15 protein-coding genes and 1 other RNA gene are annotated in these 15,076 nt (G+C 62.4%); 10 read left to right on the plus strand and 6 right to left on the minus strand.

What is annotated here, in order from left to right; translation table 11 throughout:
• The first annotated feature begins 146 nt into the window (after window positions 1-146).
• Window positions 147-3,791: an AsmA family protein gene (locus tag QZ564_RS10260; RefSeq protein ID WP_297108872.1), complete on the plus strand. Its 3,645-nt coding sequence runs from the start codon at window positions 147-149 to the stop codon at window positions 3,789-3,791.
• Here the strand turns inward: QZ564_RS10260 and QZ564_RS10265 are convergent.
• From QZ564_RS10265 to ssrA, 3 genes are all read right to left on the minus strand, one after another.
• Window positions 3,775-3,996: a ribbon-helix-helix domain-containing protein gene (locus QZ564_RS10265; RefSeq protein ID WP_297108874.1), complete on the minus strand. Its 222-nt coding sequence runs from the start codon at window positions 3,994-3,996 to the stop codon at window positions 3,775-3,777. The two genes, QZ564_RS10260 and QZ564_RS10265, sit on opposite strands and share 17 nt — an antisense overlap.
• 14 nt (window positions 3,997-4,010) lie before the next feature.
• Window positions 4,011-4,496 carry an SspB family protein gene (locus QZ564_RS10270; RefSeq protein ID WP_297108876.1) on the minus strand — a complete coding sequence of 162 codons (486 nt, stop codon included), beginning with the start codon at window positions 4,494-4,496 and terminating at the stop codon, window positions 4,011-4,013.
• A gap of 114 nt (window positions 4,497-4,610) precedes the next feature.
• Window positions 4,611-4,965, minus strand: a transfer-messenger RNA (tmRNA) gene (ssrA, locus tag QZ564_RS10275).
• 66 nt (window positions 4,966-5,031) lie between these two features.
• Here ssrA and QZ564_RS10280 point away from each other — a divergent pair.
• From QZ564_RS10280 to QZ564_RS10290, 3 genes are read left to right on the plus strand one after another with little or no spacing between them, the layout of a single operon-like run.
• A complete protein-coding gene (locus QZ564_RS10280) occupies window positions 5,032-5,583 on the plus strand; it encodes a thermonuclease family protein (RefSeq protein ID WP_297108879.1) in 552 nt (183 codons plus the stop codon).
• 4 nt (window positions 5,584-5,587) lie between these two features.
• Window positions 5,588-6,202, plus strand: coding sequence for a hypothetical protein (locus QZ564_RS10285; RefSeq protein ID WP_297108882.1), 615 nt, complete (start codon window positions 5,588-5,590; stop codon window positions 6,200-6,202).
• Between the two features lie 38 nt (window positions 6,203-6,240).
• Complete coding sequence (locus tag QZ564_RS10290) at window positions 6,241-7,035, plus strand: thymidylate synthase (RefSeq protein ID WP_297108886.1); 795 nt, start codon at window positions 6,241-6,243, stop codon at window positions 7,033-7,035.
• Window positions 7,036-7,091: 56 nt separating this feature from the next.
• Here QZ564_RS10290 and QZ564_RS10295 read toward each other — a convergent pair whose 3' ends face one another.
• A complete protein-coding gene (locus QZ564_RS10295; protein ID WP_297108891.1) occupies window positions 7,092-7,265 on the minus strand; it encodes a hypothetical protein in 174 nt (57 codons plus the stop codon).
• 152 nt (window positions 7,266-7,417) lie between these two features.
• Here QZ564_RS10295 and QZ564_RS10300 point away from each other — a divergent pair, with 152 nt between their 5' ends.
• From QZ564_RS10300 to QZ564_RS10320, 5 genes are all read left to right on the plus strand, one after another.
• Window positions 7,418-8,422, plus strand: a complete 1,005-nt coding sequence (locus QZ564_RS10300) for a DUF4424 domain-containing protein (RefSeq protein WP_297108893.1) — start codon at window positions 7,418-7,420, stop codon at window positions 8,420-8,422.
• Between the two features lie 121 nt (window positions 8,423-8,543).
• A complete protein-coding gene (locus QZ564_RS10305; RefSeq protein ID WP_297108896.1) occupies window positions 8,544-9,029 on the plus strand; it encodes a GNAT family N-acetyltransferase in 486 nt (161 codons plus the stop codon).
• Window positions 9,026-9,550 carry a dihydrofolate reductase gene (locus tag QZ564_RS10310; protein WP_297108899.1) on the plus strand — a complete coding sequence of 175 codons (525 nt, stop codon included), beginning with the start codon at window positions 9,026-9,028 and terminating at the stop codon, window positions 9,548-9,550. Before QZ564_RS10305 ends, QZ564_RS10310 begins: the two co-directional genes overlap by 4 nt.
• A gap of 63 nt (window positions 9,551-9,613) precedes the next feature.
• On the plus strand, window positions 9,614-10,714 hold the full coding sequence (hflK, locus tag QZ564_RS10315; protein ID WP_297108902.1) for an FtsH protease activity modulator HflK: 1,101 nt from the start codon (window positions 9,614-9,616) through the stop codon (window positions 10,712-10,714).
• A 3-nt stretch (window positions 10,715-10,717) separates the two neighbouring features.
• Window positions 10,718-11,803, plus strand: coding sequence for a protease modulator HflC (locus QZ564_RS10320; RefSeq protein WP_297108905.1), 1,086 nt, complete (start codon window positions 10,718-10,720; stop codon window positions 11,801-11,803).
• A gap of 65 nt (window positions 11,804-11,868) precedes the next feature.
• Here the strand turns inward: QZ564_RS10320 and serB are convergent, their stop codons facing one another.
• A complete protein-coding gene (gene serB / locus QZ564_RS10325; RefSeq protein ID WP_297108967.1) occupies window positions 11,869-12,741 on the minus strand; it encodes a phosphoserine phosphatase SerB in 873 nt (290 codons plus the stop codon).
• A 27-nt stretch (window positions 12,742-12,768) separates the two neighbouring features.
• Between serB and miaA the strand changes: the two genes are divergently transcribed.
• Window positions 12,769-13,662: a tRNA (adenosine(37)-N6)-dimethylallyltransferase MiaA gene (miaA, locus tag QZ564_RS10330; protein ID WP_297108908.1), complete on the plus strand. Its 894-nt coding sequence runs from the start codon at window positions 12,769-12,771 to the stop codon at window positions 13,660-13,662.
• Here miaA and QZ564_RS10335 read toward each other — a convergent pair.
• The gene (locus QZ564_RS10335) at window positions 13,659-15,071 is read right to left on the minus strand and encodes an MATE family efflux transporter (RefSeq protein WP_297108911.1); all 1,413 of its coding nucleotides are present in this window, start codon (window positions 15,069-15,071) and stop codon (window positions 13,659-13,661) included. The two genes, miaA and QZ564_RS10335, sit on opposite strands and share 4 nt — an antisense overlap.
• Between the last annotated feature and the right edge of the window lie 5 nt (window positions 15,072-15,076).

A 15,076-nucleotide genomic window follows, 5' to 3' on the forward strand; every position in this document is an offset into this window, starting at 1 on the left:
TGGCACGCTTTGAAGTCCCTTGACCTTGCGGACGGCCGGGCAAATGCCCGGCCGTTTTCGTATGCTCAAAAAGGGGTCAGGCGACTTGCTTGTGCGCGGCAAGTGCCTACACTCACGCCTGTTTCAGCCGGGGCAGAACAGGCACAGTGCTCAATCGCATCTATATCGTGGTCGGCATCTTCGCCATCGTGGTGCTGGCCGGCGCCTTCATTCTGCCGCGCTTCATCCAGTGGGGCGATTATCGCGACCGCATGGAGGTGCTGGCGAGCGGCGTGCTGGGGGCCGACGTATCGATCCGCGGCGATATTGCCTTTTCGCTCTTACCCAGCCCGCGCCTGGCCTTTTCCGATGTCGTGGTGGGCGATTCCGAAGCACCCGCAGCCACGGTTGGCGCGGTCGAGGCCGAATTCGTCCTGATGGATTTTCTCAGGGACATCTACAATGTCACCGCGCTCACCCTGGAAGCGCCTGTCGTCTACCTGACGGTGGATGAGAACGGCCTGTTCGGCAGCGGCGTCGAACTGAGCGGCGCCGGCAATGGTGTGGCGCTGGGGCATGCGCGCATCACCAATGGCAGCATCCGTCTGGAAGACTTGCGCTCGGCCGAAACATTTGTGGCCGAGCGGATCGATGGGGATCTGCGGCTTTCGAGCTTTGCCGGCCCGTTCCAGTTTCAGGGCCGGGCAGACTACGGCGATACCCGGTACGATGTGCGGTTCAATTCAGGCACGGCGGATACAGATGGAAATGCCCGGGTGTCGAGTTTCGTCGGCGAAACGCTGGGGGACTTTTCGGTAGCTCTCGATGGTGTTCTCACGACCGGCATGGCGCCGCGCTTTGAGGGAACGATGGCCTATCGGCAGGCGCCACCTGAGGCCGAGCGGGCCGACGATATTCGCGGCGACCTGCTGCTGGAAAGCGCGGTGACGGCGTCCACCGACCGCGTGGTGCTCTCCGGTTATACCCTGCATCCGGATGAAAACCGGGCCGGCATGCGCCTGACCGGAGCGGCCAGTATTCAACTGGGCGATCGGCGCAGCTTTGATGCCGTGGTTTCAGGTGGCGTGTTTTCGCTGCCACCGCGCGACGCCACCGAGGTGGCGAACGAATTGCCATATGAGTTCGTGCGGCTCCTGTCCGAGCTGCCGGCGCCGCCCATCCCACCCATGCCTGGGCGGCTGGGCGTGGATCTGGCGGAAGTGGGCCTGAGGGGTTTCGCCTTGCGCGAATTGCGGGTGGACGCGACCAGTGATGGGGCGAACTGGACGATCGAGCAGGCCGTCGGGCGCCTGCCCGGGGAAACCGAAATGCGGCTTTCAGGCGTCGCAACCAATGATGATGGCGTATTGGGCTTTCAGGGGGATGTCAGCGTCCAGGCCGCACGCCTGGAAGCGCTGTCGCAGCTGTGGAAGCGACCCAGCGAAGACAGTCCATTGTTCAACACGCCGGGAGGCATCGAGGGGCGCCTGATGCTGGCCGGTGACGCCTTCGGTTTGAGCCATGGGCGACTGGCGTTGGACGGCGAAGCACATGGGCTCGAGATCCGCCTGGGGTTCGGCGCTGAGCCGCGACTTGATGCCGTGCTGGAGCTGGGTGATCTGGATGCCGGTGAGACTGCGGCTTTGCTGGCATTGCTGCCTGACGTGACGGGCGAGCCCAGTTTCGGCATCAGTTTTCCCGATGGCAGCCTTTCGGTCTCGGCCGACAGCGTGGATGTACTCGGACTGGCGGCCGATGCGTTGGTTGCTGAAGCGCAATGGACGCCTGAAACGGTGCAGTTCTCACGCCTTTCCACAGGTGATTGGGACGGGGTGTCCCTGAGCGCCGCGTTGCAGTTTTCCGGCAATCTCAGCGATCCGCAGGTGACCGGTTCGGGGCAATTGGGCATTGGCGCTACGGATTCAGCGGGGCTGGCCGCCCTTTACGACATGGCGGGGGTTCCGTTCGGCTGGCAGGAAGCGCTCGCCGATACCTGGCCAGCCGATCTGCAATTCTTGCTTGTGGATGCGGAGCAGGGGCCCGGACAGGTCTTGACCCTGGGCGGACAGCTGGCAGGCGCGGCGTTGGATTTGCGAGCGGAGATGGCCGGTGGACTGCCGGCATTGTCGCGGGAGGAGCTGCGCCTGGTGGCGTCGCTTGAAGCAGAGGATGGCGACGCGACCCTGGCGCGGTTCGGTCTGATCGAGACGCCGATCTTTGCTGCCAATGACAGCCTGCTTGCCAGTCTGTTCTTCGAAGGCAGTGGGCCCGACGGTTTTGATGGTCGAATGGGGTTGAGCCAGGGTGGTCAGTCCATGAGCTATTCCGGCCGGATCAAGGTGGCGCAAAGCGGCGAAGTGAGCGGGTCGGGTACATTGGAGGTAATCCTCGACGACGCCAGTGGCCTGGCGGCCTTGATCGGAGCCCGCGGGGCCAGCCTGCCGGGGATCGAGGCGACCGGAGCACTCACTTTCGAGGGGGTCAGAAACCTCACTCTGGAAAACGTGGCTGGCACTGTGGGGGCGGATGGCTTTGACGGTTACCTTCAGATGCAAAGGCTCGGGCAATTGCCCAGTTTCAGTGGACAGCTGTCGACGGACACAATGGAGCTTCGCGGTCTGGCTGCTGCGCTGCTCGGCACCGATGCGCTTATTGGAAGTGGTGCGGGCGTGTGGCCTGAAGGGCCGCTGGCAGCCAATGATCAGCCCAGGCCGTCGCGTGGCGAGATTGCCGTTTCGTCTGGCAGCCTGGCCCATGAAGGCCGGACGCTCCTGGGCGAGACCAGGTTCAGTTACAGCTGGAGCCCGGAATCGGTCGCCATCGCCCGGATGATTGGCGAAGTTGGTGGCGGCACGTTGCGGCTCTCGCTAGAACAGTGCTGTGCCGGATCGCTCGCAGCGCGGACTCTGTCAGGTCAGGTCACCATTGATGGTGTCGAGCTGGAAAGCATTGCGCCCGATGAAGTCTCCCGGAGACTATCCGGCGTCTTGTTCGCTGGCCTCCAGTTCGAGGGTACTGGGTCAAGCCTGGGCGAAACCGTGCGCAGCATGACCGGCGAAGGCAATTTCGCGGTGACCGACTTTGTCGCGCAAGGACTTTGGCCGGGGGTCTTTCCGGCTATCGCCGGCTTCGAAGATGTGCTGAACACCGAGGCCGACGCCCTCGAAACACTGATCGGCCTGGCGCTCTCGCAAGGGGACTTCACGGCTGACGAGGCGCGTGGCGCGTTCACCATAGCAGGGGGAACGGTACGCCTTGCCAATCTGATCATCAAGGGCGTTGGCGGGCGCCTGGCGGGAAGCCTCAATCTGGTACTCAATACGCTGGGGCTGGACGGCACTTTCGTACTGACACCGCTGGACTATGTTGATCCGGGCGGGTTGGTCGAAGCGGACACCGCACGCATCATCGCGCGGATTGCCGGCACGCTGTTGTCGCCCCAAATCACGATCGATCTCAGCGAAATGGTCGCGGCCATTCAGGTACGCGCCAATGAGCTGGAAGTGGAGCGGCTGGAAACTCTCCGGCTAGAGGATGAAGCTCGCCAGCGCGCCGCCGCAGAGGAGCGCAACCGGTTGATCGAGGCTCAGCGCCAGCGCGCGGCCGAGGAGGCGGCCCGGCTGGCGGCGGAGGAAGAGGCGCGGCGCCTGGAGGAAGAGCAGTTGCTCGACGAACAGGACGATGTGATCGATCCGGAGGCTGATGCCGATTTGCCAGCGAGCGGTCCGCTCAATCTTGGCTTCCAGCCGGGGGTCAATCAGCCGATCGGCAACAGTCTCAACGCGCCCATTCAGCTCATTCCTGGCCAGTAGCGGGTCGATCCCGGTACCAGGCCAGCACAGCGAGCCGGACCGCAGATGACAGATTTGTCGTCTTACGGCCCTCGTCTATTTCCCGGACCAGTCCTGCCAAGCTGAGCTGACGAGATGTGGCAATGGCCTCAAGCCCCTGCCAGAATTCCGGCTCGAGCGCGATCGAGGTGCGGTGGCCGGCAATGGAGAAGGACCGCTTTTCCACGCCATGCCTGTCGATCAGGGTTTCTTGCGGAAGGCGTCGAGGCTGACCACCTTTTCGCCGCTGGCCTCACCACCAGAGCCCTCGGAAGCAGCCTCAGTCGCGGCGTCGGCGTCATCTTCTTCGGCTTCGCGTTCGTCCGGTGCAGCGGCAGGATCGAATTGCAGGGCAAACTGCACGGAGGGATCAAAGAAGCTTTTGATGGCCGTGAAAGGGATATGGAGCATTTCGGGCTGGCCGTTGAAGCTGAGCCCGACTTCAAAGGCGGCTTCGGTGACCTTAAGATCCCAATATTGGTTCTGCAGCACGATGGTCATTTCCTTGTCGTACTGCTTGAGCAGTTCTTCGCTGATGCGAGTGCCCGGGGCGCGGGTGGCAAAGGAAATGAAGAAATGGTGGTCGCCGGGCAGGCCGGTCCGCGACACTTCGGCCAAAACCTTGCGCACGACGCCGCGCAGGGCTTCCTGGGCGAGAATGTCGTATCGCATGTGGTCTTCGGCCATGGTGCCCCTGTCTCCTCGTGATGTCGGATCGATTCCCGAACGGCCCATATCAGCCCTACGTTCCGAACAAATTCAAGAACAAAGGGGGCTGGAACTGCAGGCAAGCGAGAATTGAGTGCAGGCTTCTGTTGCCAGGTGCCTGCGAACCCCGCCTGCCGCCCGGCTAGGAGCGGAGGACTTCAATTCCCAGTGCTAGCACCGCTTACGCGGCGAGAGCGACCGGAGCCTTATGGTTGTCATTGGCAACTATAAGTTTTAGCCCGATAACGGCGGTACAATGCCGAGCGAAAGCACACTCTTTACGCCCTCGTCGATCCTGTTTCGTCCCCATTGGCTCCCCCGGAAGGGGAGATGGTGGAGACGCCGGGTACTGCCCCCGGGTCCGATGGGTTTATTACAATGACTGTTTATCGCCATAGCCCTTGCGGGCAACCCCAATATAGGGGAGCGCATTTGCAGATGCAAACCCGCACCGGTCGATTCAGCGCCGGTTAACAAGTCGTGATCATGTTGGTGGCCCGATCGGGGGACCAGCATGAATTTTGGCAGGTATAGCGGCTATGGCCGCAATGGCCGCTTCGGCTTACGTGTGCGGCTGTTTGACCTCGCCCTGCTTCTGCCGGTGGCTCTCGTTGTCGTCGCCTTAGGCGGCGGCATCGGCGCAATCCCCGATGTGCGCGGCCTGACGTCATGGCTGCTTGGGGCGCGGTCGGACGGACCGGCAATCGCGACTGCGACCTATTCCAGAAACTTTGGTGGCTGTGCGCATGGCGTGCGCATCACCTGCGTGGTGGACGGGGATACGTTCTGGCTGGATGGGATCAAGTATCGCATCGCCGACATCAATACGCCGGAGATCGGTTCGCCGCAGTGCCTGGAAGAAGCGCGGATGGGGCGCCTCGCCAGCCAGAGGCTGCAAGAGCTTCTGAGCGCTGCGCCGTTCACCCTTGTCAATGCTGGTCGCGATGAGGACAGGTATGGGCGCAAGTTGCGCGTGGTCGAGCGCGACGGCCATTCCATCGGCGCGCAATTGGTGGCGGAGGGCCTCGCCGAGGAATGGCGCGGTACTCGCGGAAGTTGGTGCTGATCGCGTGCCCGCGTCGCTGGACAAGCGCGCGGTGATCGGTTCTGCTGACCCGGACGAGGAGTGGTCCATGGCGCTGGTGCCGATCAAGGGCAGAGACTGTGCGGGCTGCACTGCGTGCTGCACCTTTCCACCCATTCATACCGAGAAGCTGCAGAAACCGGCCAATACGCTTTGCCCGCATTGTGCGGAAGGGCAGGGATGCACGGTCTATTCCGCCCGCCCCGGAGTGTGCCGTGGATTTTTCTGCGGCTGGTTCTTCCTGGCCGAGTTGGGGCCCGAATGGCACCCAAACCATAGCGGTGTTGTCATCCGCTCTGAGACCATCGAGGACGACACGATCACCCTGCTCGTCATGCACCTGTCGCCGTTCCTGGTATCAGAGCAGTTTGCCGGCATGGTCGGCGCCTGGATAGAGCAGGGCGTGGGCGTGGAGTTCGAACGCCTCGGTCCCCCGGGTCACCTGCCGGCCAAGATGCGCATCAATGAATTGCTGGAGGAAGCGGTCGCGGCGCGGGACCTGCGCGAGATGCAGAAGATGTTCGCCTGGGCGCTGGCGCATATTGACCGGAACCACACCTGGGAACCGGACCCGACGCCTGTGCGCAGCGCACTGAGGTGACCTCGCTCCGCCGTTCCGAATCGCGCTAGATGTGCGCCATGCAGCCCTATTTGACGCTTCTCTCAGACATTCTCGAAAGCGGCACCGACAAGTCGGACCGCACCGGCACCGGCACGCGTTCGATCTTCGGCTATCAGATGCGCTTCGACCTCTCGAAGGGGTTTCCGCTGGTCACCACCAAGAAGCTGCACCTGAAGTCGATCATCTATGAACTCTTGTGGTTCATCCGCGGCGAGACCAATGTGCGATGGCTGCAGGAGCGGGGCGTCACCATCTGGGATGAGTGGGCCGATGAGAACGGCGATCTGGGGCCGGTCTACGGGTCGCAGTGGCGCAGCTGGCCCGCACCCGACGGGCGCAAAATTGACCAGCTCGCCAATGTGATCGAGAGCATTCGCAACAAGCCCGATTCACGCCGGCATATCGTCTCCGCCTGGAACCCGGCCGAGGTGGACAACATGGCCTTGCCCCCTTGCCATGCTCTGTTCCAGTTTTACGTCGCCAATGGCAGGCTGAGCTGCCAGCTCTACCAGCGCTCCGCCGACACCTTCCTCGGCGTGCCATTCAACATCGCCTCATACGCCTTGCTGACTCATATGGTGGCGCAGGTGTGTGACCTCGACGTCGGCGACTTCGTTCATACGCTGGGCGATGCGCATCTTTACAGCAACCACTTCGAGCAGGCTCAAGAGCAACTGACGCGCGAACCGAGGCCCTTGCCCAAGCTGATCATGAATCCTGAGCGCAAGCGGCTTGAGGATTTTGTGTTCGAGGACTTCGCATTCGAGGGCTACGACCCGCATCCGCGCATTGCGGCGCCCATCGCGGTATGAGCCGGTCGCTGCCTGAGCTCACCGAGCTTGTTGGCCAGGTTGGCGACATCTATGCCTCACGCAATGCTATTGTGCCCAGCGGCGACTGGTACCTGCTGAAGCTGCAGGAAGAACTGGGCGAGCTGGTCGCTGAATATCTCAAGACCACCGCGCGGGCGCGCCAGAAGGGCGCCGACGCGGCCGGCCTTCTGGCGCGCCCTGGAAGACGAGAGTGCCGATGTGTTGGGCATACTGCTGCTCTTTGCCCGTGCCAATCAGATCGATCTCGATGCTGCCCTCGAGCGCAAATGGTTTCAATATCTGGGTCGCTCACCCACAGTTTGACCGTTTCCGGGGCGTGCCGGCGTGCTAGACAAATCTGGCAGATGGCCGGGAGGGTGAGATGAGGGCTTTTGTTGCAACTTTTCTGGCGTTGGCCGCCGCGCCGGCCTTGGCCAACGACACCGCTGCGGTGCTGACCACGGGCGGACTGGAATTCGTGTCGCATGGCGAGATCGCCATGGAGCGTGAGGAGTTGTTCATCTCAAAGGATGAAATCCGGGTGACCTACACGTTCCGGAACGACAGCGACCAGGATCACCATTTGCTGGTGGCCTTTCCCATGCCCGATATCGTGCCCAATCACTGGTCGCCCGTTGCTTTTCCCGAGGGGCCGGCGGACAATCTCTTCGCATTCGAAACCACCTTCAACGGCGAGCCCCTGCAGTCCACGCTGCATGAATATGCCTTTGCGGCTGGGGTGGACCGCACCAAGGTGCTGCAGAAGCTGGGCATTCCCATCGTCCCCATCCGCCAGGAGTCCATCGACGCGGTCGACGCACTGGATGAAGAGACAACGGCGGACCTCCTGCACCTGGGCATGGTCGTGCCGGATGAGTTTGACGCCGGCGAGGGTTGGGAAACGCATCACTGGCCGTTCTGGACCTATCGCGCCACCTATACCTGGGAAGCGACTTTTCCGGCGCGCGAAAAGGTGGTGGTCGAACATCGCTACAAGCCCAGCGTTGGCGGAACCACGGGCGTTGTCTTTCTGTCCGAGCCCTATGAAGGATACGATTCGGCCGCCGAATACCGGCAGAAATACTGCACCGATGACAGCTTCATTGCCGCGGTCCGCAAGACCCTCAGCAATCCGGACGAGCCCTGGAGCGCGCCTTTTTTTGAAAGCTGGATTTCCTACATCCTGACCACGGGCGGCAATTGGGCCGGCGGCGGTATCGAGACATTCCGCCTGGTGGTGGACAAGGGTGATCCAGACAATCTGGTTTCTTTCTGCGGCGAAGGGGTGAAGAAAATCGGCCCGACCACCTTCGAGATGGTCAAGGAGAACTACTGGCCGCAGGAGGAGCTGGACATCCTGATCCTGGAGCGACAGAACTGGATGTGAGGGCGGTCTTGCTTTTTCTGCCTGTCCGCGCTCGGGCTTGACCCGAGAGCCACTGTCAGCGAGTGGGATGGTGTTGTTGTCGCGGTGCCTGCCGCGGCCACCACCAGACGAAGGAAAGCCCGTGACGCAACCCCTCACCATCCGCCCCGCCATACCCGCCGATGCGTCGCTCATCGTCGCGTTCATCCGCAAGCTGGCGGTTTATGAGAAGCTGGAGCATGAAGCGAAGGCGAGTGCGGGCGACATTGCGCGCGACCTGTTCGGCCACGAACCGAAAGTCTTCTGCGAAATTGCCGAATGGGAAGGAGTGCCAGTGGGTTTCGCGCTCTGGTTCTATACCTATTCAACTTTTCAGGGGCGGCACGGCATCTGGCTGGAAGATCTCTATGTCGACCCGGAAATGCGCGGCAACGGGATCGGCAAGGCGCTGCTGGTCCATCTGGCGCGCCGCTGCGTAGAGGAGGGGCTGGGGCGGTTCGAGTGGTGGGTGCTCGACTGGAACGAACCCAGCATCGAGTTTTACAAGAGCCAGGGAGGCGTGATGCAGGACGAGTGGACCAAGGTGCGGGTCGATGGGGAGGCGTTGGTCGCGCTGGGCAGTCAATGACGGCTGTCATCTCGCTGATTGCCGCTGTCGCCCGCAACAATGTGATTGGTGCCAAACAGTCCATTCCCTGGCGCATTCCGTCCGATTTCGCCTGGTTCAAGCAGACCACAATGGGCAAGCCGATGGTCATGGGCCGCAAGCAGTTCGAGACCTTTGCCAAACCACTGCCGGGGCGGCCGCATATCGTGGTGACGCGGCAGCATGATTATGCGCCTGAGGGCGTCTTGGTGCGTCACAGCCTGCCCGAGGCCCTGGCGGCGGCGCGGCGGCTCACTGAAGCCAGCGAACTCAATGAAATCATGGTCATCGGCGGCGGCGACATTTACGCGCAGGCCATGCCGCTGGCCGACCGTCTCTATATCAGCCATGTCGAGCTGGAGCCGGACGGCGACGTTCGCTTTCCGCCCATCGATCCGGCAGAATGGCGGGTGATCGGGAAACCGGACGTACCCCGGTCCGACAAGGACGGGGCCCGCTACAGCGTCAAGATCTACGAACGCATTCACGGGACCGCGCATTGATCGTCCGCGCCCCTTGCCTATATATGGCAGCAAAGATTTCTCTTAGACACCGAAAGGATTGCGATGCCTTGGGAGAATAATGGTGGCGGAGGCGGCCGCAACAATGGCGGTCCCTGGGGCCAGGCGCCGGGTGGAGGCGGCGGCGGTCCACGCCGTCCGGGCGGGAACACGCCAAATCTCGAGGATATCCTCAATCGTGGGCGGGCGCAGTTTGGCGGCGGTCTGCCGGGTGGGCGCTGGCTGCTGATTGGCGGCGTGCTGGTGCTGGGTGCCTTCTGGCTGCTCAACTCGGTCTATACCGTTGAGGAAGCCGAAGTGGGGGTCGAGTTCCGTCTGGGTGCACCCAAGCAGGAGCTGTCCACCGCGGGCCTGCATTTCCATCTGTGGCCAGTTGAAACGGTCGAGAAGGTCAACACCTCGCAGAACCAGACAACGATCGGTACGGCATCGGGCTCCGGCTCGCGCGCCAATGCTGATGACGGGCTGATGCTGTCGGGTGACCAGAACATCGTGGATGTGCGCTTTGCCGTCCTCTGGTCGGTCAGCAATCCGATCAACTATCTCATCAATGTGCGCGATCCCGAAGAGATGGTGCGCAATGCGGCGGAAAGCGCCATGCGCGAAATCGTCGGGCGCCGTCCTGCCCAGGATATTTTCCGCGATGACCGCGCCGGTATCGCCATCGAGGTGCAGCAGATCACCCAGTCCATCCTGGATAGCTATGGTATGGGCGTGACCGTCAGCCAGATCTCGATCGAGAATGCCGCGCCGCCGGCCGAAGTGGCTGACGCCTTCAACGAGGTGCAGCGCGCCGAGCAGGACGAGGATCGTCTTCAGGAAGAGGCGCGTTCCTACGCCAACACCCTTTTGGGTGACGCCCGCGGTCAGGCCGCGGCGCTGCGCGAAGAGGCAGCGGCCTATTCCAACCGCGTGGTGCAGGAAGCAACCGGTGAGGCCGAGCGCTTCAATGCGGTCTATGCCGAATATGTCAACGCGCCTGAGGTCACCCGCAAGCGCCTGTTCTTGGAAACCATGGAAGAGGTTCTGGCGGCGTCCGAAAAGGTGCTCGTCGAGAACGGCGCCGGCGGTTCGGGTGTCGTGCCCTACCTGCCGCTGCCGGAACTGCGTTCCCGCACCAATGTAACGACCGGGTCGGGAGAATAAGCCATGAGCAATCGCCTCTTTATCATCGGCGCGGTCATTGTTGCCGCCCTCTATGTGCTGTTCTCCTCGATCTATGTGGTCAATGAACGCGAGCAGGCCATCGTGCTGCGCTTCGGGCAGATCACGGATGTCCGCACGGAGCCGGGTCTCTACTTCAAGATCCCCACCGATATCGTGGATAGCGTTCAGATCATCGAAGATCGTCTGCTGCGCCAGGATATTGCCGATATGACCGTGCAGGTTTCGGGCGGTGCCTTCTACGAGGTGGACGCGTTCCTGACCTACAAGATCGTTGACCCCGTGCTGTTCCGTCAGCGCGCCCTGGGCCAGCTTTCGGTTGCGCAGGACCGTATCGCGACCCGTTTCGACGCTGCCCTGCGTCAGGTCTATGGTCTGCGGGAGTTCAACGCGGCTCTTTCCGAGCAACGCCCGCAGATGATGACTGAAGCCCGCGACCTGATCCGTCCGGAAATGGCCCAGCTCGGCATCGAGATCGTCGATGTGCGCATTCTGCGTACGGATCTGGCCAGCGAAGTCTCCGAGCGGACCTATGAGCGCATGCGCGCCGAACGTTTGGCCGAAGCGGCCCTGCTGCGTGCACGTGGTCAGGAACAGGCGCAGAGCCTGCGCGCCATTGCGGAACGTCAGGCGGTGGAAATCGTGGCTGCGGCCACGCGTGATGCGGAAATCATCCGTGGTACGGGTGACGCTGAGCGCAACCGCATCTATGCGGCGGCCTATGGCCAGGACGCGGAATTCTTCGAGTTCTATCGCTCGATGGAGTCCTACCGGACGGCCCTGACCAATAGCGGCACCACCATGGTGCTTTCGCCCGACAGCGCCTTCTTCCGCTATTTTGGTTCGGACGGCGACATCCCGGCGGCCAGCGCCAATCTTGCGACGCCGATCACTCCGGCCGCAGCGCCGGAAGTCAGCACAGGCTCTGACGAACCGGCCTTGGACGGCCTTGGCATCGAAGATGCCGTGGCACCGACCATGACGCTGGAGGATGGCTCGGAACTGCAGCCAACGGTGGGCACCGAGACGCCCGCACCGGCTGAGGAAACGGCGCCCTCTACCGCGCAATAGTTGGGGGCGGCAAACTATGAAGGCCGGCACGGGGAACCGTGCCGGCCTTTGCTATTTGGGGGAAGCTAGCGGACGAAGTCGTCCTCGGCGTAGCCCTGAAGATAAAGCAGGGCTGTCAGGTCGCCATGATCGATGCGAATGCCGGCGGCTTCCGCTACCGCGGGCTTGGCATGGAGCGCCACGCCAAAGCCGGCAACACCGATCATGTCGAGATCGTTGGCGCCGTCACCCACGGCCAAGGTGCGATCAAGGTCAAGGCCGTGTTCGGTGGCCAGCGCCAGCAGGCGCTCACGCTTGGTATTCTTGTCGACGATTGGTTTCGTCACGGTGCCGGTAAGAGTGTCGCCTTCGAATTCGAGCACATTGGCGATGGCCTCATCAAAGCCGATGCGCTTGGCAAAATAGTCGGCGAAAAAGGTGAAGCCACCGGAGACCAGCGAGGTATAGGCCCCATAGGCCTTCATGGTTTGGACGAGCGCGCGGCCGCCCGGGGCCAGGGTAATGGCTTCGCGTCGGACCTCCTCGATCGCTTTGCGTTCGAGCCCCTTGAGCAATGCCACACGCGTGTCCAAAGCCTGCGCGAAGTCCAACTCGCCACGCATGGCTCGCTCTGTGATTTCCGCCACTTGCGGCTTCAACCCGAGGGCGGCGGCCAGTTCATCAATGCATTCCTGCTCGATCATGGTGGAATCCATGTCGGCGACCAGCAGCAGCTTGCGGCGACCTTCTGTCGGTACCAGATTGGCATCAACCGCCTTGCTGCCGATGATATCACGCGCCAATTCAAGGGCTTGCGGTGCGCTGGGCTCAAGGATATCGCAGGCTACGCCGTGGCTGAGCCAATTCAGCTCGCCGCCGGTCTGGGCGAGGACGGCCTGGGCCAGCGCCGCATCCAGTTCGGGATCGGCGGGATTGGCGATAAGCGAGAGAACCGGCATGGTGGTGGCAACTTTCGGGAGCAACAGGTGACGAACCAGAGGCGCGCTGTGCTGATAGCGGGTCCGACTGCCAGCGGCAAGTCGGCCCTGGCGCTCGAGCGTGCACGGGCCACCGGCGGAATCATCATCAATGCCGACGCCATGCAGGTCTATGACACGCTGCGGATCGTCACAGCCCGCCCAAGTGCCGAGGATGAAGCGCTGGCAGAGCATCGCCTCTATGGGACAGTGCCAGCCTCGGAGCGCTTTTCGACGGGTCAGTGGGTGCGGGCAGTTCAGGGGTTGCTGGAGGAGTTTGATCCGGATCGGGAGCTGATTTTTGTCGGCGGTACGGGGCTTTACTTCGACGCGCTGACAAATGGATTCGCGGATGTGCCGGAAATTTCTCCCGAGCTGACGCTTCAAGTTCAGCAAGAGATTCAAGCGCTTGAAGAGCCGCAACGGATGGCTCTGCTTGAGGCGGAAGATCCGATAACTGCCCAGGGGCTCAAAGTGGCTGATCCGCAGCGGGTAACGCGGGCCATTGCAGTGAAACGCGCGACGGGGCGGGCACTGTCGAGCTTCCAGGACGATCAGCAGCCGGGGGTCCTGGAGGGTTGGTCTGTGGAGCGGATGGTGTTGTCGCCTGACCGCGCTGTGCTGCGCGAACGGATCGCTCGTCGGTTCGAGGTCATGTTTGCCACTGGCGCCGTGGCGGAGGTTGAGGCTTTGCGGGCGCTCGATCTCGATCCATCGCTGCCAGTGATGAAGGCGATCGGTGTGCGAGAGATTTCAGATTGGCTGGACGGAGTTTGCAGCCGCGAAGAGGCGATTGCCCTGGCGACCATTGCCACGCAACAATATGCCAAGCGCCAACGGACGTGGTTCCGCAATCGTATGGCAGACTGGCCGCGCCTGGGGCTTGGAGGCGCTTCGACCTAGGCCGTCAGTCGCAGCAGGCCAAGCCGCTCGCGCAGGGCGAAGCGGCCGACCAGAAGCACGGCGACGAAGGCAAGGCCGGCAGCGAGCCCGAACCAGATGCCGACGCCGCGGAGGTCCAGCACAAAGCCGAACAGCCACGCGACGGGCAGGCCAACGAACCAGTAGCCGAAGATCGCCATGACCATTGGCACCTTGGTGTCGCTCAATCCGCGCAGAGCATGAGCGGCTACCACCTGGGCGCCGTCGACGAGCTGAAACAAGCCCGCGATGGCGAGATAGGTAGCCGCAAGAGCAAGGGCGGCCTGGTTCTCTGGGAGTTTGGGATCGAGAAACAGGGTAACTATAGCAGGCCCGAAAAAGACAAAGGTCAGAGCCGAAATAGCCATGAAGCCGGTGCCGAGCAGAAAGCTGGCCCAGCCGGCCTTGCGGATGCCCTCGGCGTCCCGGCGACCATAGGCAACTCCGACGCGCACGGTTGAGGCTATGCCCAGCCCAAGGGGTACCATGAAGGCCAGCGAGGCACATTGCAGGGCGACGGCATGTGCTGCCAGCTCATCCGTGCCCAGGCGTCCGATGAGAATGGCGGCGGCGGCGAAGAGACCCACTTCGGCCAAGACAGTCAGGCCGATGGGCGTACCGATGCGGAATATCTCGCGGAACCGGGGCCAATCCGGTTTCCAGAATCGAATGAGGATGTTGAAGCGCTTGAAACGCCGATGCCGCAAGACATAGCCGAGCATGACTGCGAGCATGAAAAGGTTCGTCATTACCGTAGCGATGGCAGCGCCACGCAATTCGAGCCGGGGCAGGCCGAAATTGCCGAACATAAGCAGATAATTGGTGACGGCGTTGACGATGACGCCTCCGATGGTGATCACCAGGATTACCCGTGTGGCGTCGAAGGTCGACAATAGCGACCGCAACACGATCACCCCCATGGCAGGTGCGAGCATCAGCACGGCTATCTGGATATATTCTTCGGCGCGGGAGGCCAGCGCAGGGTCCTGGCCGAGCCAGCCATAGACAGTTCGAATCTGCAGCATCAGCGGGGCGAGCACAAGCGCAAGGAGGATGGCCGCCCAGAAACCCTGACGCACAACGCGGCGGATGGCCTTGATGTCACGGCGGCCACGGGCCTGTGCAGTCAGTGGCGCGACGGCGCCAACCACGCCCACGCCAAACAGGAAGAGTGGCATTAGGAAGCTGTTGGCCAAAGTACCGGCGGCCAAGGCTTCCGGGCCAAGCCAGCCCATCATGACGACGTCGGTGGCCTGAAGGGCATTTTGTGCAATCTGGGCAATGACCAGAGGCCAAGCCAGGGCAAAGGTGGCACGGAATTCCGCACCCCAGCCGCTGACCAAACGGGGGCCTGACGGCACAGTCGGCGCCGCCGCGACGTTGTCGCTCATTGTTT

Source organism: uncultured Devosia sp. (genome assembly GCF_913055165.1).
In the GTDB taxonomy this organism is placed as follows: domain Bacteria; phylum Pseudomonadota; class Alphaproteobacteria; order Rhizobiales; family Devosiaceae; genus Devosia.

Bases quoted from the DNA above. Each gene is read 5' to 3' on its own strand.
- QZ564_RS10270 (WP_297108876.1), bottom strand. From the start codon at position 4,496: ATGGCCGAAGACCACATGCGATACGACATTCTCGCCCAGGAAGCCCTG.
- QZ564_RS10280 (WP_297108879.1), top strand. From the start codon at position 5,032: ATGAATTTTGGCAGGTATAGCGGCTATGGCCGCAATGGCCGCTTCGGC.
- QZ564_RS10290 (WP_297108886.1), top strand. From the start codon at position 6,241: ATGCAGCCCTATTTGACGCTTCTCTCAGACATTCTCGAAAGCGGCACC.
- QZ564_RS10295 (WP_297108891.1), bottom strand. From the start codon at position 7,265: ATGCCCAACACATCGGCACTCTCGTCTTCCAGGGCGCGCCAGAAGGCC.
- QZ564_RS10300 (WP_297108893.1), top strand. From the start codon at position 7,418: ATGAGGGCTTTTGTTGCAACTTTTCTGGCGTTGGCCGCCGCGCCGGCC.
- QZ564_RS10310 (WP_297108899.1), top strand. From the start codon at position 9,026: ATGACGGCTGTCATCTCGCTGATTGCCGCTGTCGCCCGCAACAATGTG.
- hflK (WP_297108902.1), top strand. From the start codon at position 9,614: ATGCCTTGGGAGAATAATGGTGGCGGAGGCGGCCGCAACAATGGCGGT.
- QZ564_RS10320 (WP_297108905.1), top strand. From the start codon at position 10,718: ATGAGCAATCGCCTCTTTATCATCGGCGCGGTCATTGTTGCCGCCCTC.
- serB (WP_297108967.1), bottom strand. From the start codon at position 12,741: ATGCCGGTTCTCTCGCTTATCGCCAATCCCGCCGATCCCGAACTGGAT.
- QZ564_RS10335 (WP_297108911.1), bottom strand. From the start codon at position 15,071: ATGAGCGACAACGTCGCGGCGGCGCCGACTGTGCCGTCAGGCCCCCGT.